Origin of the sequence: Micrococcus terreus (assembly GCF_900116905.1) — a bacterium.
GTDB classification, from domain to species: domain Bacteria; phylum Actinomycetota; class Actinomycetes; order Actinomycetales; family Micrococcaceae; genus Citricoccus; species Citricoccus terreus.
This window is the reverse complement of sequence record NZ_FPCG01000014.1, coordinates 1-16093: the sequence shown is the minus strand read 5'-3', so window position 1 is coordinate 16093 and position 16093 is coordinate 1. Positions and strand designations below refer to the sequence as shown.

Below are 16093 nucleotides of genomic sequence, written 5' to 3'. Positions count from 1 at the left end.
CAGAGCGGTTCAGTCCAGATCAGACGGAACGGAGGATCAGGCAGCGGAATCGCGGACCACGGAGCCGTCCTGGGCGTCGATGACGACCTCATCGGAGTCCTTGCCGTCAGCGTCGTCGAAGTCGATCTCCCACACCAGGCGATCGTCGTCCTCGTCCAGCTCGACATCATCCACGGTCAGGCCTTCGGCGCGGCTCTCGAAGGCGCGCTTCAGGGCGGTCTCGGCGTCGACGGTGGCCTGCTGGGCCTTCTGGATGTCGTCGTCGTCGCTGTCCTGCTCGTCCTCGGTGATGGTCCCGTCCAGGCCGACCTTCAAGTCCAGGACCTGCTCGCCGACGACCACGTCGATCTCGTAGTGCTCATCGCGATCGTCGCGGTCGATGCTGACGATGAAGCCGTCGCCATGCTCGGCGGTCACGGCGGCGATGGCGTCGAACACCGGGTCGTTGCCCCCGGCGTTGGGCTGCTGCTCATCGGCCGGAGTGCCGGACTCATCGGTCGCGGGGGTCGTGGACTCCGCCTCGGCCGGCGCCGACGTGGTGGCCTGCTCCGGGGCGGGGGTGGTGGCCGGGTCATCGGCGGCGGTGCTGCAGCCGGTCAGCAGGGCCAGGGCGAGCACCCCGGTGCCGGTGAACAGCAGCGGCTTGGCGGTCAGGGACTGGGTCGCGGTGTTCTTCGTCATGACCCCATCCTGCCCGTTGCGCATGAGCGTTCCATGAGAACGTGCAGCCGGCACCCAGGGGTCCGCCAGTCTCGATTTCATGCCACGGCCCGAAGGCTGGTACAGTCTCTTCTGCTGTCGATCCCCCGTAGCTCAATTGGCAGAGCATTCGACTGTTAATCGAAGGGTTGTTGGTTCGAGTCCAACCGGGGGAGCTTCTGAAGGCCCTCGTTCCGCGGTGCGGAACGGGGGCCTTTCTCGTGCAGAACCTCATGCGGCAGTAGCTCCGCAAGGGAGATTTCAAGCAGGCCAGCGATGCGGATCAACTGGTCGAGAGTGAACGGCGTTCGACCACGGAGCCGATTCGAGACGCCACTCTGGACTAAGCCCAGCTCTTCTGCGAGGTCTGACTGATTGAGTCCTCGACGGGCAAGCCATGCCTTGATCTCTCGTCCTACAAGTTCGCTGTAATCGACGGTGGGGATTGCTTCGGTCGTCATGCCGCAAACGATACGCGCAGAGCGCACGCAGGTCAACGGCATCGAAAGAGAATTGCAGACACAGGAAGTGAACGCTTGATTCGCCATCCGTTTAGCGGATAACGTGTGCGCCATGAGGACATATCAAAGGCGGTTGCGGGCGAACATCGCCGCAGAACTTGGCCGCAACGACATGACGCAGGCGCAAGCAGCAGCCCGTTTGGGGATGACCCCGGGCGGTATGGCCAATCGGATGAACGGGAAGGTGGATTTCCGAGCGGGAGAGCTAGTTCTTCTTTCGGGTGTCCTCCACGTACCTTTCTCCACGCTGACGGCGGGCGTGGACGAACTCATCGAAGTTGGCGACGCATCGGTGACTTCGTGATGAGGACTCTCTCAGCAAGCGACACCGTGGACGAACTGACGTTCAATGCGCTGACTCCGGAGGCTGCCCGCGACCTAACTGACCAGATCCGTACAGGACTGGAAGGGGTGTACCAGTGGATCAAGGCTGCATACAAAGGGCGGGCTTGGGCAGCTCTCGGATACTCGTCTTGGGATGACTACGTAACTCGAGAGTTTGGAAATCTCCACCTCCGTCCCCCTCGGGAGGACCAATCTCAGGTAATTGCGTCGATGCGTGAGGCAGGCATGAGCGTGCGAGCGATATCCCGGGCGTTTTTGTTTGGCAGCGCCAGCGTCCACCGAGAAATTGAGAAGGCTTCAGGTGTTCCGAACGGAACACCTGAGAGCGCGGTTCCTGTTCAGGGCCAGGATGGGAAGTCCTACGCACCGACGCGGACGAAGCCGAGAGTTGATTCGGTGGACCCGTTGGATCGTCCGGTCGCTGAGGCGGGCGTGACGCCGTTGGATCTGTCTGAACGGGCGGGGGAGGGCCGTGAGCATGTGGCTCGGGTTCTTCGGGAGTTTGACGGGTCCGGTGCTGCTGCTTTGCCGATGACCATCAAGCTGGCCGGTCAGGTCTCTGGTCTGGTCTCACCGCTGACCGGGGAGGCTCCTGTGCCGGACGAGCGTCTGCATGAGGTGGCCTATGTGACCTCGCGTGGTGTGCGGACTCTGAGCAACGTCCTGGTGACGTTGAGCGGCCGTCTGACGGGCGAGCATTCCGAGGCTTTGAAGTCGAACATTCGAGACACGGTGGATGAGCTGGACCGTGTGCTGGCGGAACTGGAGGGTGCCAAGTGAACGCGCATCTGGATCTGGATACGGCAAGGCCCCCGGAAGCTTTGCGGGACGCCGGGGGCCTTGCTCCATCAACAAGGATCGTGGAGGGGTATCCATCCTTGGATGGCCCTCAAGCTATCACTGACTCGGTGTCGGGGACTACCACTGCGCGCCGAGTGAACCCAGATGACGGTCGATTCATCCGCCTGGTAGTGGGCGGCGTTGTCATCGCGGGTGTGGTCGCGTTCGCTATCTCCTTCTCTGCGCTGTACCAGGTGGCTGAGTGGCTGGGGATCCCCCCGTACATGTGGTGGGCGGTCCCGGTCTTCATCGACTTGGCGATCCTGGTCTATGCCGGCTCGGTGCTGGTCCACAAGGCCAGGGGTGAGAGCACCTGGGCGTCTTGGGCGGCACTGGGGACCTTCACGGCCCTGTCCGTGTTCGCCAACGCGGCTCATGCCTGGTCCGCACCCCACGATGTGGCCTGGCAGGCCGTGGTGGGTGCTGTGATCGCCGGGATGGTGCCGGTGGCCATCTTCGTGGCTACCGAGCAACTCTCGCGGGTGGCCGTGGAGAACCCGGAGTCTCGTCGTGCAGAGCTGCGTGAGTTGGCGCGGATGGACCAGGCCCGAGCTGAGCATCAGCAGGCCATGGATCGGATGCGCTTCGAGCAGGAACAGGCCCAGATGAAGATGGACCACGAACGGGAGATGGCTCAGCGGGCCGCTGAGCTGGAGCGCGAGAAGCATCTGACTGAGGTCGAGCTGGTCCGGGCCCAGCGAGAGGTCCAGGTCAAGCGGACCACCACGGCACCATCCGAGCCCAGCCCGCGCCAGACCCAGGAGGATCCTGCTCCGGCTCGTCAGAACGGATCACGTGGCGAGAGGGCGGCAGGCCTGCGCGTGGTGGCTCCCCAGCCGTCCAGCAGCGACAGCGCGGGATCCAGCGACATGGGAGAGGTGGCGCGGTTCGTCGCTGAGCACTCAGCTCAGGGCATCGAGGTTACCGCAGCGATGCTGGTCGGGCGGTTCGGCATGTCGGACCGCACGTGGCGGCGGCGGCTGGCGGCGCTGCGTCGGTCCCAGCCCGAGGTCTTCGAGGGGTCGGAATCTATAGGTGCGTCGGATGACGAGCAGGAGAGGCGTGAAGCATGAGCAACGAGGCCATGAACTGGGCACGTAAGTGCGGCGCGACTGGGACTCTGCGGCCCGGGGAGGTCTTAGTTCTGATGCTGATGGCAGACCACGCCGATGAGCAGTGGTCGTGCTACCCGACGGCTACGAAGCTGGCTCTGGACTCCAATCAGTCCGAGCGCACGATTACCTCACAGCTCAAGCGTCTGCGGGAGCTGGGGCTGATCTCTGTGGAGAACCTGTATGGGCAGGGTCGGGGACGTATTGGTGTGCGGTACTACCTGCATGAGACTGCGCTGGATCGGTTCGCTGGTGCCCCCGAGAATGACTCACCCGCAGAAATTGCCGGTCGCGAGAACACGCGAGACGCAAATATTGCGCCTGAGTCCGGGAACCCCGGAAACATGCGAGACGCAGATTTTGCGCCTGAGTCCGGAAACCGCGAGAACACGCGAGGCGCAAATATTGCGGATGAGTCACTTAGGCGCAACCTGACGCATGACTCAGGCGCAAATCCGGGTGGTGCGCACTTAAAGGAACGCGCGCGGATTAACCATCAGAAGAATCATCATCATCATCTGGTCGAGATCCGTGGCGGGGCTGAGGTGGGGCCGGGTGCCGGAGCTGATGAGGATGATGATCTGATTCATCGGGGTGTGGATCTGGCCCAGCTCTTCGAGCTGGTGCCCGATCTGGCCACCCAGGTCGAGGCCGAGCACGTGCGAGCCGTGGTGGATGTGGTCTTGGATCGTGCTGGTGACCGCCGGGTGAAGCATCCGACGCGGTACGTGGCCAGCGCATTGACCGCGGACCTGGACGGGGTGCTGATCGATGCCGCCATTGCCTGGCAGGCCCGGCCGGTGGCCCCTCGTGGGGCAGCACAGGCCCAGCCTGGGGTAGTCCCGGTGGCTCGGGAGCGGTGGCAGGAGCCGGTGCCGTGCACGAACCCGGATCATCGGGGTGCCTATGACGGGTCGGGCCAGGACTGCCACCAGTGCCGGCTGGAAGCCCGTCTGGTGGCTCAGGAGCCGGCGGATGTCGATCAGGTTCAGTGGTCGCCGGAGAGGCTGGATGCCTTGCCGGAGTCGTTGAGGAAGCGAGTGCTGGAGCACTTGTCCACGTAGGGACGAGCTGGGGGCTGATCGTGCAGGGAACCACGATTCGGCTGCTGGCGGAGGGAACGCAAAATGAGCAAGACGAAGCAGAGCGCCGAGTCGGTGGACGGTGAGGTCCTGGCTGATGTGGTGCAGAGCATCCACCCGGTGATCTGGTCCACGTTGGGTGCAAGGGCTAACCCGGAGACGGTGGCTGATGTGGCCCAGGCGACCTGGGAATCGGCCTGGCGTGTGCGGGATCGGTTCGATCAGGACAAGGGCACCTTGCATGCCTGGGTGGTCACTATCGCCCGACGGCGGGCGGTGGATCATCTGCGCTCGGTCGAGCGAGACCGGGTGCTGCAGAACCAGGCGGAGCAGATCGCCACCTCCCGGATGGCCTCATCGGCCTCCCTGGTGGTGGAGGACCACGCCGGGGTGACGGTGGATGCCTTGGAGGCCCGGCAGACCTTGGCCCGGGTGCTCTCGGTGGTAGAGGAAGTGATCTCATCGCGGGAGGCCACGGCCAGGGCGATGGCCTTGGTGTTGGTCTTTGGTGATGACCTGCAGGCTGCGTCACGGGCTCTGGGGGTCTCCAAGGACGCTTTGCGGGAGTCTCGGCGGGAGCTGATGCGGTGCTGTCAGATCGTGATGAAAGCCCAGCAGGCGGCGGATCAGGGCCGTCCGGCCACAATGCGCACTCTGATCGAGTGTTTGCCCGAGGAAGGGGAGACAGGTAACTGGATCCGTCAGACCGCCATGGTCTGCGCCCAGGCCGGTGGGCGGATGGACGAAGTGACGGTGGGCGATGTGATGAAGGCGACCGGGTTCAGCCAGTCCACAGCCCGTCAGTACCTGGCACAGGTCAAGCACCTGCTGCGCGTAGCAGCCACGGTGCTGACCACCACAGGCCCGAGCACGCACGCAGCCTGAGACAAGGAGCAGAAGATGACGAGGATCCAGGAGAACACGATGGAGACGGCCCAGACCGACCCAGCAGTACGGACAGAGGAAGCTCAGGAGGCACTAGAGCGGCTGGGGCGTGGTGACCGGGCGCGCCTGCGACTGGCTCAGTGGCGCCAGGGGTGGGTCCTGGCCAAGATCGATGCCCCGCTTCCTGGGAGGGTCCAGCGGCTCGTCCCTGAGTGGGCCAGCACGCAGATGGGGCGGGTGGGGATCGGGCTGTGTGCTCTGGCCGTGCTGATGCTGTGGCTGGTGCCGTTCTGGATCCTGGCCGGCCTCTGAGCTAGGGACTGTCTGCCTTATGGGTGGCGTGACTCGCGGCAGCCTAGTCGGGTGACGTCGATGGGACCGCGGTATCAGGTATTCACGGACGAACAGTGAGGACGCATCGAGCCACTGCTGCCGAGGCGCTGTTGCGGGCATCCATCTCCGCGGTGATGCGGTGGAGCCGGTAGTGGTCAAACCCGAGGGCGAGTACTGCTCGGACGGCTTCGCTGGCGAAACCTTGCCCACCGTGGTCCGGGTCGAGGACCCACCCGATCTCGCCTTGACGGTGCTCGTGATTGGTGAGCCACAACGCGACGTCTCCGATCGGGACGCCGTCATGTTCGATGACCAGCGCAAGCGCGCCAGTCTTGCCATCGATGTCAGTCTTCGCTAGGCGTTCGGTGAGCTTGTCGTGGGTGACTTCCGCGGTCCATGGCTCGTCCAGCAGGTAGCGGGCAACGTCGGGTCGCGAGTACAGCTCGTGAAGCCATTCGGCATCGTCGGCGTTATGCGGACGGAGCCGAAGCCGCTCCGTCGCCAACGACCACTGGGCGGTGGGCTTGAGATCGCGCCGGTAATGGAATAGTTCCTCGCGCTGTCCTGCGGGCGTGGTCCCGACGGCTCGCTCGATCTCATGGAACCCTGCGGTCGTCAAGCACCGCTGGGAGGCCTTGTTCTCCAGGAGCGTGCGTGCTGTCAAGGTTCGCAGTCCACTGTTGCGTGCGAAGCGCGATGCCAACTCCAGGCCCCGACGAGCGTGCCCTGCTCCCCGCGCATCCGGATGAATCCAGAACCCGACCTCGGCAACCTCGGAGCTGACGTCGAAGAGCACCAAGGAGCCCACGAACCGGTCCGTCTCGGCGTCGGCAAGTGCGAGGACTGCCAGCGTGCCGGACGATAGACCCTCAGCAACCTCGTCACGGATCATCCGTCGCACGGACTCGGGGGTGTAGTCGGACTCGGGCAGGTGGCCGAAGCGCCGCACAGCTTCATCCTTGGTGCCGGCTGCATACGCGTCTGCGTCCAACTCAGAGAGGGGGCGTAGGCGAGTGTTCTCAGAGGTGATCGGGAGGGTGGTGGCATCCAGCATGCGCTAAACCTAACATAGAATGGATAGCTAACTGAAGCGTGTTTGGTTAGGCTGGTGGGGTGAGCTACTGGGAACACCGCAAACCTGTGCGACGCCTCCGCGCAGTGGACATCGGGGAGGTTGCGAGGGCATCGGTGAGGCTGCTGGACGAAGGCGGGTTGAGGGCCCTCACCCTGCGATCTGTGGCGCAACAGGTGGGTGTCGCTCCAGCCAGCCTGTACTCCCGCGTCGAATCCGTCGACGATCTGTTCGACCTTGCCCTCGACACAGCGCTTGCAGACGATCCCGTGATGTCCGAGTCGATCCGCAACGCCGACCTGCCTGCCCTGATGCACGCCTTCTTCGCGCACCTCACGACCCACCGGTGGGCCGGTCAGGTCATCGGTATGCGCGCTCCCAGGGGCCCGGCGTACCTGGCCCTTTCCGAGCGGATGTGCGTCCTGCTCGAACAAGCGGGTGCCCCGGATCCGCTGGGAACTGCCTACCGATTGTCCAACCTGGTGATTGGCGCTTCGCTGACCGTACCCATGGCGTCTGACGAGAAGCGCGTCGCCATTGACCCTGACCAAGCTCCTACCTATGCGCGGCTCCACGCGACGCACCACATCAGCCCACGCGAGATTCTCTCCGACGGCATCACGGCACTCCTGTCGTGAGGGGGCCTTTTGATTCGGGGCTGCCCTGGGTTGCTGATGGCCACGGGCTGGGCTCCGTGAGAGTGCGCCCAATCGCAGTGCGCCGATATTCGGACGGGCTGATCCCGACGACGTCGGTGAACTGCCGTGCGGCATGCCCACGGCTGCGCCACCCGACTTTTGTCATGGCGACGCCGATTGGAAGATCAGTCTCGACCAGGAGTTCAGCCAGCCGATGGGCCCGAATGTGAGCCAGGTACCGCATGGGCGGCATCCCGAATCGTTGTGTGAACGCTCTGCCCAGCTGTGACACCGAGAGGTGAACCAGCGCGGCAAGGTCACGGAGCTGCCAATCCCGTTGAGGTGCTTCTGTGAGCAGCCGCGCTGCCAGTTCTGTGGATGTTTCACCGGAACGGTGCTCCGTGGCACTCCTAGCTGTTGACGTGTAGCGGCAGGCCTGGTGCCGCGCAGCGATGGTCATCGACGGCGCCTCCTCGACTTCACCTGCTGCGTCTGCGCACGGTGTGCAGGCGGTGACGAACCGGTGGTCTTGAACAAGTCCACCCATGCCTCGACGGGCATGTCCTTCGGGAGTCCTGCAGCGGTCATGCCGTGGCGTGTCAGCCACGCCTGTGCGGTCTGTGGTGACCCGAGTGAGGTGGTGCGCGCGAGGATCTGGGCCAGCCCGCGGCCGGGGCCGGTGTAGACGCGGTGGACTAGGGCATGGAACTGGCGTCGCCGTGTCGGGGACAGCAGCGGATGTTCGCGACGGTGGATGGTGAGGATTCCGCCGTCGACTCCCGGACGCGGGGTGAACGCGCGAGCGGGAACACGACTGTGCAGCGTGAACTCGAACCAAGGCGCCCATTGCGCCGTCATCATCGTGGCACCGCCGACGCCCGCTCTGCGCCGCGCGACTTCCCATTGCACGAGCACGATTCCATCGGTCCATGCCGGGGAGTGCAGGATGCGGCGCAGTATGGCCGTGGTCTGGTGAAACGGCAGGTTGCCGACGAGCACATGCGCAGATGTTGGAAGCCGGTAGGTCAGGAAGTCGTCGGCGACGACCTCCACGTGCGACGGGAGTCGTTGGGTCAACCCTTGGGCGAGCGTGGTGTCGATCTCGACGGCTGTCACCGGTCGCCCGAGCTGGGCCAGCGGGGTGGTGAGTGCTCCGTCACCGGGGCCGATCTCGATGATCGGGCCCTCGGTGGCAGCCACGAGCCGTGTGATCGTGGCAATGGTGGATGGGTCAGTCAGGAAGTTCTGGCCGTGCTCATGACGGCCACCTCGATAGGTAGGCACTGTTTGCTCCGTGGTTGTTGCGGAGCCGGGCACGCTGAAAGAGCCGCCCGGCCGTGATCACCGGGTGCGGGAGCAACAACCTGTGGAGGCTGCCCGCCGCTGTTAGCGGCTGCGCAGACGCAGCGAAGCAGTGCCGTAGAACAACATGCCCACCAGCGTAGGTGACCCCGCTGCCGGTCAGCGACTCAATATCCCGTCTCTGCCCAAAGACGCGGAGATTCGTATCAATGCTGGCCAGTACGAATCCCGAGCTAACCCACGGCCGCAGAGCCTCGGCATCATCATGATTCGTTCCGTGAGAGACCTCGACAGATCTGCCACGCCTCTTGCAGATCGAGGTTGGGAGGCTGCGCCAGCAGTTGAGTCCCGCATAGTGGTGTAACGCTCGGTGGTCGGGCATGTCGTCTCAGACGTGGACGCGGCCACCGTGTGATCCTACGAGTCAACCTTCCACAGAATCCTCGAATGGAGTCATCACGATGACCGCTCCTCATATTCTCGACCCTGCCGGCCTGCTCGGCGAAGCCCTGTCCGAAGCGTCCCCGGACATGATGCGCCACCTGCTGCAGACCATGATCAACACCTTGCTGTCCGCGGATGCCGACGCGGTGGTCGGTGCCGAGTGGGGCAAGCCCAGCTCCTCGCGCACTGCTCAGCGCAACGGGTACCGCCACCGGGACCTGGACACCCGGGTCGGCACCCTGGACGTGGCCGTCCCCAAGCTCAGATCGGGCACGTACTTCCCGGACTGGCTGCTCGAACGCAGGAAGAGAGCGGAGTCGGCGCTGATCACCGTGGTAGCGGACTGCTACCTGGCCGGGGTGAGCACCCGACGGATGGCTCCCCCGCTGCACGCTTCGCGATAATCGCAGCGGGCGGTTCCCCCAAGCTGGTCAAGACCCTGGGCATCAACGCCCTGTCCAAGTCCCAGGTCTCACGGATGGCCACCGAACTGGACGAACAGGTCGAGTCCTTCTGCCACCGACCCCTGGGCCAGGCCGGCCCGTTTACGTTCGTAGCGGCCGATGCGCTGACGATGAAGGTCCGCGAGGGCGGGCGCGTGGTCAACGCCGTGGTGCTGTTGGCCACCGGCGTCAACGCTGACGGCCACCGCGAGGTCCTCGGCCTGCGGGTGGCCACCAGCGAAACGGGTGCGGCCTGGAACGAGTTCTTCGCCGACCTGGTCGCCCGCGGCCTGGCCGGGGTCCGCCTGGTCACCAGTGACGCCCACACCGGACTCAAGGGCGCCATTCGTAATCGAACCTGCCCGGAGCGACGTGGCAGCGCTGCCGCACCCACTACGCGGCGAACCTGATGGGCAACACCGGCGAAGAACATGTGGCCGGCCGTCAAGGCCATGCTCCACAGCGTGTACGACCAGCCCGACGCCACAGCGGTCAACGCCCAGTTCGACCGGCTCCTGGACTACGTGAGCGAGAAGCTGCCGGCCGTGGCTGAGCACCTCGACGCCGCCCGGGCGGACATCCTGGCCTTCACCACGTTCACCAAGGACGTCTGGACCCAGATCTGGTCCAACAACCCGGCCGAACGGCTCAACCGAGAGATCCGCCGCCGCACCGACTCCGTAGGCATCTTCCCCAACCGGGCGGCGATCGTCAGGCTAGTGGGTGCGGTGTTGGCTGAGCAGACCGACGAATGGGCCAAAGGCCGCCGCTACCTCGGCCTGGAAGTCCTGGCCCGCTGCCGCCTCACCACCGTGACCAACACCGAAGACGAGGTGCACACCGATACCCAACTCAACCTCGGCCTCAGCGCCTGACCCCCCACGAAGGATCAGACCGTTACACCACTTCAGGGGACTTGACCCGCCGGCCAGCACGCTCAGCACTATCCGGGTCTTCTTCTCCGCCGGAATCGAGGGTGGTCTACCCATGTCTGACTCTCCTTCAGGACCTACATAACGGCCCTGCCACTAAGTCTGACGCGCGACACCGACACCCACCAGTGGGCGGGAGCGGCGACAGTGGCGACGCCGCTCCCTGGTCGTCGCCGCCTACCGAGACCGTTACCAGATCACCGACCCCACCCCGCTCGGCGCCCAGCCCGAAGACACGGCGCAGAGGATCGACCGTGCCCGGGCCGAAACAGCGTTAAGGATGTTGCCTCGCACCCGTGTCGAGAACCCCCAGACGGGGCCTGAACGGCGCATGGAGCGTCCGCTTCAACTCTGAGCCCAACTCTCTGTGACCTCAGATCTCTGTCGGCTCGCCTTGGGGATGCCCTTGACGAGCGGCAACACGTACCGACGGGGAAGACGATGGCAGAGGGTGGACAGCTAGACTTGGTTGACAAGGTGGCGCAACCTTCATAGGGCGACACCGTTCTGTCGAACGCGCAGATCACCTACGGGAAGGGGGTGCGGCCCATGATCGACTCCGCATGGAAGAGCTGGTATCGAGCAAAACATGACCAGCGGTGCATCGCTTCCGGTGATGCTTTCGAGGACTACGCCACGGCGCTCTTAGCCCGCCTCCACAGTGACTACCTGAACCCAGCCCCGATGGGCAAGCACGGCGACGGGGGCTGTGACGGACTCGCTGACAACGGATCGATCCTATACGCCTGCTATGGGCAGCGAGCCACTACCGGCGTTGACCAGAAGACTAAGGACAAGCTGGAGTCTGACTTCGCCAGAGGGCTCGCTTGTTGGAACGGCTTCTCAACTTGGCGGTTCGTCACGAACGCTCTCTTTGGCCCCTTGCCGACGAAGAGTGTCCTAGCTCTGCGACAACAGCACGCGTCGGGAACGCAACGTCCCATCACTATCGAGATCTGGCAGGTTGACGATCTGTGGTGGAAGGCCGCTGACAAGCTAACTCCAGCGCAGCTAGATGAAGTAATCCCAGGCGTCCCGCATGCCGAGAACGTGGAGCTTGCCGATCTTGTGGAGCTCATTCTCTCTCTGGAGGATGTAGACGGAGATGGCCCTGACCACATCGAATCCATCCGTCCAGTCCCCTCCACCAAGATGGACTTCAATAACCTCCCGGAGACTACGAGGGCAGAGTTCAATGCGGGAAGGCTGCTTTCGGCACGTATCGACAAATGGTTCTCCGAACAGGCAGATCCTGCGTTGCGTGATGAGAAAGCTCAACGCTTCCGTGTCATCTACCAAGAGGCTCGACAGGCTACAAGGGACGTGCGCGAGATTGTTCGTCGAGTCTATGGGGCGCTTGGTGGGCAGGACTTCGATCTGTCCACGAAGCGGGCTAATGCCGTATACGCCGTCACGGCTTACTTCTTTGACTCATGTGACATTTTTGAGGAGCCGCCTGCTGACAATGCTGGAGGCGAGGTGCGGCATGTTGCTACCAACTAAAGGCATCGAGCCTCAGCGTGCTTTGCTGACCATTGGGGCAAGCCTGATCTCACTCTTGGAATCGCCCGCAACCGTGTCGGGGCTTTGGGAGCGGTTCTTGAAGTACTCAAGTGAGGTTCGCGGAGACTCCAAGGTCACCTTCGATTGGTTCGCCTTGGCATTGTCTATGTTGTTTGCGATTGATGCAGTTTCCTGGAATGAATCTGGGCAGTTGGTGAGACGGCATGTTTCTGCATGAACTAGGCTCGTCCGACTCGCGCTTCAAGCGGCTGTGGTTTCACGAGGGGATGAACATCCTACTCGCGGACAAAACGACCGAATCTACGTCCGGGGATAGCCGGAATGGGGCGGGTAAGACCAGTTTCGTCAGAATCATGCGCTACCTGCTCGGCGGCGGTCTTGCCGACAGCCTTAAGGTTGAGGCATTGTCCAAACACTCCTTCTGGGCAAAACTTGACCTCGGAGAGTCGGCAGGGATTAGCCGAGTGGAAAGGCCTATTTCGCCGCAAACGAAGGTCTATATTGATGGTGCCACGACTAGCGTTGATGACTGGAAACGTGAACTCTCTGCAATTTTAGGTATTCCCGATTCTGTCAGAAGGCCGACAGTGGGCCAATTGTTCGGACAGCTCGCCCGCGACTACTTCGGTGATCCGCTCAAGACTCATCGTGTCGAGTCCGATTGGGAGTCCGGCACCCGGATGGGTTTCTTCCTCGGATTTTCCCCTGAAATTCTCGCGAAAGCAGGCGAAGTAACCGCGCTGGAGAAGAATCGAAAGGCACTCAGTAAGGCCATCTCCGAAGGTGCAATCGGAGCTATCACGCTCAGTGAGCCGGAACTGCGCGCCCGTTTGGCTCAGGCGCGTGAGAAGCGGTCGCGTTTGGAGTCCAATCTCTCGGGGTTCAGAGTCGACGAGCAGTATGCCGACCACCAGGCGGATGCAGACCGTCTGACCCACGCAATCAGAGAGCTCAACGATGAAGGACTCTCGCTTGAACGGCGGAAGCGTGACCTTGAACTTGCAATGACAGAAGAGCGTCCAGCAGTTGCAGGGACGGACCTAGCCAAGCAACTGGAGAGTATGTATGCGGAGGTCGGCATCGTCTTGCCAGGAGCTGCAACCCACCGGTTCGCCGAGGTCGCTGAGTTTCATGCTTCGGTAGTGCGAAATCGGCAAATGTACCTTCAAGCAGAGCTTCTGTCCGTCACTCAGCGCTTGGCGGAGGTCAACTCGGAACGTCAGGCCCTCGATCAGCGACGCTCGAGCATCATGAATCTATTGAACGACTCAATGGCATTGGAAACATTCCGAAGCGCTGAACGTGAACTCACAGATCTGGATGCTCTTGTTGCTGATCTGGAGCGGAAACTCGAACTTGTGCAGTCTGTCAGCGACACCGGGATCCGCCTGCGCGCAATGATGTCCGAGGCCGAATCGAGCGTTCGAACTGAGATCGCAGACCGCGAGCTTCCTCTGGAATCAGCCATTGTTTTGTTTCAGCAGCTCGGCGAAGAGATCTATGCCGACCGCAACGTTTCTTTGCTGATTGAAGCTACACGCAAGGGCGTGCTGAAAGTTGTGCCGAAGATTGATGGTGATGCATCAGCGGGAATTCTAGGTGTCAAGACCTTCCTGCTTGACATGGTGTGCACAGTCACGGCAATTCAACTCGGTCGTGCCCCACGAATTTTGGTACACGACAGTCAGTTGTTTGACTCTATGGACGATCGCCAAATCGCTTCTTGTCTCAACATTGGCGCTCGGCTGGCAGATGAGGTTGGGTTCCAGTACGTCGTGACACTCAACTCGGATCGTCTGACAGCCGCTGAATCCGAAGGATTCGACCGGCGGAGTTACGTTATCGATCCGGTGCTCACCGACTCGGGGGAAGAAGGCGGGCTGTTCGGGTTCCGCTTCATCTAACTCCTGTCCGGTGGCACGATACCTCTAGAGGCATAGCAAGCCCTTCGCCGCGCTGGAGTTTATGCCGCGGGTGATGAGTCCCGATTGGTGCACCGCATAGATCGGGAATCTAGGCAGATTTGTTCGATAGCATCCTCGTAGCGAGAGGTTGCGCCCGGCGATGGAGGTACGTCACTGCAGACGATCTGGCCGAGCCGCAATCCCTGCTGGCTGTCACCAACTACTGGTCACGAGCCCTTCTGCCGTCTGAGGTGTACGACGACCGGTTCGTGCAGTGGGCTCACGACCACGGTGCCTACTTGTACCTCGTGCTCGTCGGGCCGAAGACTGAAATCGTGGACCTTATCCAGCGGCCCGACGGCTGGAAGATGGAGACACGCTTCCACGACGGCTCGCAATTCAAGCCGCGCACCATCCCCGTGCCTTTCGACCTTCTTCCTCGCGAGGGCACGCGCTTGGTCGACGGCGCGGTTAATTGGGTGGACGAGCAGGGTGAGAATCAGCGTTCAAACGCTGTGGACCTGACCCGCCGTGTCCTGGCTCGCGACTGGAGGCCGGGCCAGCACATGGACCACTGGCATGAGTGGACGCTCCGCAAGTTCTTCACGTACCGCGTCGAGTACATCGGTCAGTCGTTCGGGAAGCAGGGTGAGCGCACGGCTGCCGAGAGAATCGGTGAGGGCCACGAGACGGTCCAGCGCGTGCTGGCTCAGGTCGGAGACCTGTATCCCAACTCCACAGTGGCGCTCATCGTCTTGGATGCGGCGGTGCAGGGTCGAGAACTCTCCGGAAGCATCGGCCCCGACAACAGGGAAGAGATCGCGCGGATGGCAATGCAAGCGATGACGGAGCCAGACGGCCCGTTGGCCGATCAGGCGAAGCTCGTGACCGTGGCCGAGGCCATGCTTATTCGGTCTTTCCCAGAGACCCGCAACAAGCAGTACAAGAGCTTCCCATCCAAGGACGCTCCTGCGCTCGTTGCAGAACTCCTCGCTGCAGGTGTGACGCATTTGGGAGTGCAGCTCGACGTTTCGCGGAGCCTCGCTCTCCTGAATCATCCCGATAGGACCAGGGCGCCGCAGGACAGGCTGCGGTTTGCGGTCAACCTCGCCACGGGAGCCCGGGAGACGCTAGACACCACGGCGCCGCTGTCCTGGCAGGCCGACTGACTCTCGGATGACTCCCCGTCCTGTCAACGACGCCCAGCGTGAGGTGCTCGACTGGCTCGCCGCGGGTGGCTCCCAGGACCCGCCGCGGCCGGAGATGAAGCTGAGCGCCGCCGCGCTGGCGGCGCGCGGCCTCGTCAAGGTCCGCCGCCCGGGCGGGAAGTGGACGGCCGAGCTCACGGAGACGGGCAGGTACTACGTCGAGCACGGCAGGTACGCGGGTGAGGTCGAGCAGGCCGAGAGGCCACCGGCTCCACGAACGCGCCGTGCAGGGAGTCCTGCAAGACTAGGGACTCAGGAGCTTTCCCCGGCGCCGGCCGAGACGCGAGAGCCTGTCGTAGTGCCGCAGGAGCCCCAGGAGCAGGTTCCGCTGCGCCAGGTCGTCCGGCGTCCCCACCCGGTCGTCAAGGAGCTCAGGGATAGGCTGGGCCGGCTTCCGATGCCCCTGCGCAGGCGCTGCGTCCTGGTGGCCCACTCTCTAGGGCGTGTCTCCCTTATGCGCGTAGCCAGGTGAGAATGGCGCAAACGGTGAGGGCGGCGCGGTAGGTGATGGCGAGCTTGTCGTAGCGAGTAGCCAAGCCGCGCCATTGCTTGGCCAGGGCGAAGTTCCGTTCCACGACGTTGCGCCCGCGGTAGGCCTGCCCGTCGAAGGCCGGGGGTCGCCCGCCGCGACTACCCCGCCGTTGGCGGGCGGCAATCTGGTCGCGCTTTTCCGGGATCACCGCGGTGATTCGGCGGCGACGCAGTTCGGTGCGGATCACCCCGGTGGCATAGGCCCGGTCCGCGATCACCGCCTCCGGTCGGGTCCGCGCCGCCCCGGGGCCGGGCCGGGGAACGTGGATCTCGGCCAG

Annotated in this window: 18 protein-coding genes, 1 tRNA gene and 1 pseudogene; 14 read left to right on the top strand and 6 right to left on the bottom strand. The window is 63.3% G+C overall.

Going from position 1 to position 16093, the window contains the following annotated elements:
* Positions 1 to 36: 36 nt before the first annotated feature.
* Positions 37 to 681, bottom strand: a complete 645-nt coding sequence (locus BM355_RS13070; protein WP_177227962.1) for a PepSY domain-containing protein — start codon at positions 679 to 681, stop codon at positions 37 to 39.
* Between the two features lie 121 nt (positions 682 to 802).
* Here BM355_RS13070 and BM355_RS13065 point away from each other — a divergent pair.
* Positions 803 to 875 (top strand) — tRNA-Asn (locus BM355_RS13065).
* On the opposite strand, the gene BM355_RS14970 is transcribed toward BM355_RS13065, so the two are convergent.
* Positions 837 to 1160 (bottom strand): helix-turn-helix domain-containing protein, encoded by a 324-nt coding sequence (locus BM355_RS14970; RefSeq protein ID WP_425435638.1) that lies wholly within the window; start codon positions 1158 to 1160, stop codon positions 837 to 839. The two genes, BM355_RS13065 and BM355_RS14970, sit on opposite strands and share 39 nt — an antisense overlap.
* 112 nt (positions 1161 to 1272) lie before the next feature.
* Between BM355_RS14970 and BM355_RS14210 the strand changes: the two genes are divergently transcribed.
* From BM355_RS14210 to BM355_RS13035, 6 genes are all read left to right on the top strand, one after another.
* Positions 1273 to 1524, top strand: coding sequence for a helix-turn-helix domain-containing protein (locus BM355_RS14210; protein WP_143109511.1), 252 nt, complete (start codon positions 1273 to 1275; stop codon positions 1522 to 1524).
* 26 nt (positions 1525 to 1550) lie between these two features.
* Positions 1551 to 2345 (top strand): DNA-binding response regulator, encoded by a 795-nt coding sequence (locus BM355_RS14205; RefSeq protein ID WP_143109510.1) that lies wholly within the window; start codon positions 1551 to 1553, stop codon positions 2343 to 2345.
* Positions 2346 to 2500: 155 nt separating this feature from the next.
* Positions 2501 to 3478: a DUF2637 domain-containing protein gene (locus tag BM355_RS13050; protein WP_245760823.1), complete on the top strand. Its 978-nt coding sequence runs from the start codon at positions 2501 to 2503 to the stop codon at positions 3476 to 3478.
* Positions 3475 to 4581: a helix-turn-helix domain-containing protein gene (locus tag BM355_RS13045; RefSeq protein ID WP_091699390.1), complete on the top strand. Its 1107-nt coding sequence runs from the start codon at positions 3475 to 3477 to the stop codon at positions 4579 to 4581. The genes BM355_RS13050 and BM355_RS13045 overlap by 4 nt, the downstream gene beginning before the upstream one ends.
* A gap of 63 nt (positions 4582 to 4644) precedes the next feature.
* On the top strand, positions 4645 to 5484 hold the full coding sequence (locus BM355_RS13040; RefSeq protein WP_091699388.1) for an RNA polymerase sigma factor: 840 nt from the start codon (positions 4645 to 4647) through the stop codon (positions 5482 to 5484).
* 15 nt (positions 5485 to 5499) lie between these two features.
* Positions 5500 to 5796, top strand: coding sequence for a hypothetical protein (locus BM355_RS13035; protein ID WP_091699385.1), 297 nt, complete (start codon positions 5500 to 5502; stop codon positions 5794 to 5796).
* An 82-nt stretch (positions 5797 to 5878) separates the two neighbouring features.
* Here BM355_RS13035 and BM355_RS13030 read toward each other — a convergent pair whose 3' ends face one another.
* A complete protein-coding gene (locus BM355_RS13030) occupies positions 5879 to 6871 on the bottom strand; it encodes a GNAT family N-acetyltransferase (protein WP_245760822.1) in 993 nt (330 codons plus the stop codon).
* 59 nt (positions 6872 to 6930) lie between these two features.
* Between BM355_RS13030 and BM355_RS13025 the strand changes: the two genes are divergently transcribed.
* Positions 6931 to 7527: a TetR/AcrR family transcriptional regulator gene (locus tag BM355_RS13025; protein WP_245760821.1), complete on the top strand. Its 597-nt coding sequence runs from the start codon at positions 6931 to 6933 to the stop codon at positions 7525 to 7527.
* Here BM355_RS13025 and BM355_RS13020 read toward each other — a convergent pair.
* Both BM355_RS13020 and erm read right to left on the bottom strand, forming a co-directional pair.
* On the bottom strand, positions 7508 to 7987 hold the full coding sequence (locus BM355_RS13020; RefSeq protein WP_245760820.1) for a helix-turn-helix transcriptional regulator: 480 nt from the start codon (positions 7985 to 7987) through the stop codon (positions 7508 to 7510). The genes BM355_RS13025 and BM355_RS13020 overlap by 20 nt on opposite strands.
* Entirely contained in the window at positions 7984 to 8811 is an 828-nt protein-coding gene (gene erm, locus BM355_RS13015; protein ID WP_091699377.1) for a 23S ribosomal RNA methyltransferase Erm, read from the bottom strand. The genes BM355_RS13020 and erm overlap by 4 nt, the downstream gene beginning before the upstream one ends.
* Positions 8812 to 9290: 479 nt before the next feature.
* On the opposite strand from erm, the gene BM355_RS14835 reads away from it, so the two are divergent.
* From BM355_RS14835 to BM355_RS12990, 6 genes and pseudogenes are all read left to right on the top strand, one after another.
* Positions 9291 to 9677: a transposase gene (locus tag BM355_RS14835; RefSeq protein WP_281247586.1), complete on the top strand. Its 387-nt coding sequence runs from the start codon at positions 9291 to 9293 to the stop codon at positions 9675 to 9677.
* Between the two features lie 74 nt (positions 9678 to 9751).
* Positions 9752 to 10591: pseudogene (locus tag BM355_RS13010) on the top strand (IS256 family transposase).
* A 606-nt stretch (positions 10592 to 11197) separates the two neighbouring features.
* A complete protein-coding gene (locus BM355_RS13005; protein WP_218154349.1) occupies positions 11198 to 12151 on the top strand; it encodes an ABC-three component system protein in 954 nt (317 codons plus the stop codon).
* Complete coding sequence (locus BM355_RS14965; RefSeq protein ID WP_375545017.1) at positions 12045 to 12389, top strand: ABC-three component system middle component 6; 345 nt, start codon at positions 12045 to 12047, stop codon at positions 12387 to 12389. Before BM355_RS13005 ends, BM355_RS14965 begins: the two co-directional genes overlap by 107 nt.
* On the top strand, positions 12376 to 14076 hold the full coding sequence (locus BM355_RS12995) for an ABC-three component system protein (RefSeq protein WP_091699374.1): 1701 nt from the start codon (positions 12376 to 12378) through the stop codon (positions 14074 to 14076). The genes BM355_RS14965 and BM355_RS12995 overlap by 14 nt, the downstream gene beginning before the upstream one ends.
* Before the next feature lie 335 nt (positions 14077 to 14411).
* A complete protein-coding gene (locus tag BM355_RS12990; RefSeq protein ID WP_143109509.1) occupies positions 14412 to 15245 on the top strand; it encodes a hypothetical protein in 834 nt (277 codons plus the stop codon).
* A gap of 491 nt (positions 15246 to 15736) precedes the next feature.
* Here the strand turns inward: BM355_RS12990 and BM355_RS12980 are convergent.
* The coding region (locus BM355_RS12980) for a transposase (RefSeq protein ID WP_143109508.1) at positions 15737 to 16093 on the bottom strand (357 nt) is incomplete at its 5' end.

Excerpts from the sequence above, each read along its gene's own strand:
- BM355_RS13070 (WP_177227962.1), bottom strand. The coding sequence starts at position 681 with ATGACGAAGAACACCGCGACCCAGTCCCTGACCGCCAAGCCGCTGCTG.
- BM355_RS14970 (WP_425435638.1), bottom strand. The coding sequence starts at position 1,160 with ATGACGACCGAAGCAATCCCCACCGTCGATTACAGCGAACTTGTAGGA.
- BM355_RS14210 (WP_143109511.1), top strand. The coding sequence starts at position 1,273 with ATGAGGACATATCAAAGGCGGTTGCGGGCGAACATCGCCGCAGAACTT.
- BM355_RS13045 (WP_091699390.1), top strand. The coding sequence starts at position 3,475 with ATGAGCAACGAGGCCATGAACTGGGCACGTAAGTGCGGCGCGACTGGG.
- BM355_RS13040 (WP_091699388.1), top strand. The coding sequence starts at position 4,645 with ATGAGCAAGACGAAGCAGAGCGCCGAGTCGGTGGACGGTGAGGTCCTG.
- BM355_RS13035 (WP_091699385.1), top strand. The coding sequence starts at position 5,500 with ATGACGAGGATCCAGGAGAACACGATGGAGACGGCCCAGACCGACCCA.
- BM355_RS13030 (WP_245760822.1), bottom strand. The coding sequence starts at position 6,871 with ATGCTGGATGCCACCACCCTCCCGATCACCTCTGAGAACACTCGCCTA.
- BM355_RS13020 (WP_245760820.1), bottom strand. The coding sequence starts at position 7,987 with ATGACCATCGCTGCGCGGCACCAGGCCTGCCGCTACACGTCAACAGCT.
- BM355_RS14835 (WP_281247586.1), top strand. The coding sequence starts at position 9,291 with ATGACCGCTCCTCATATTCTCGACCCTGCCGGCCTGCTCGGCGAAGCC.
- BM355_RS13005 (WP_218154349.1), top strand. The coding sequence starts at position 11,198 with ATGATCGACTCCGCATGGAAGAGCTGGTATCGAGCAAAACATGACCAG.
- BM355_RS14965 (WP_375545017.1), top strand. The coding sequence starts at position 12,045 with ATGCCGTATACGCCGTCACGGCTTACTTCTTTGACTCATGTGACATTT.
- BM355_RS12995 (WP_091699374.1), top strand. The coding sequence starts at position 12,376 with ATGTTTCTGCATGAACTAGGCTCGTCCGACTCGCGCTTCAAGCGGCTG.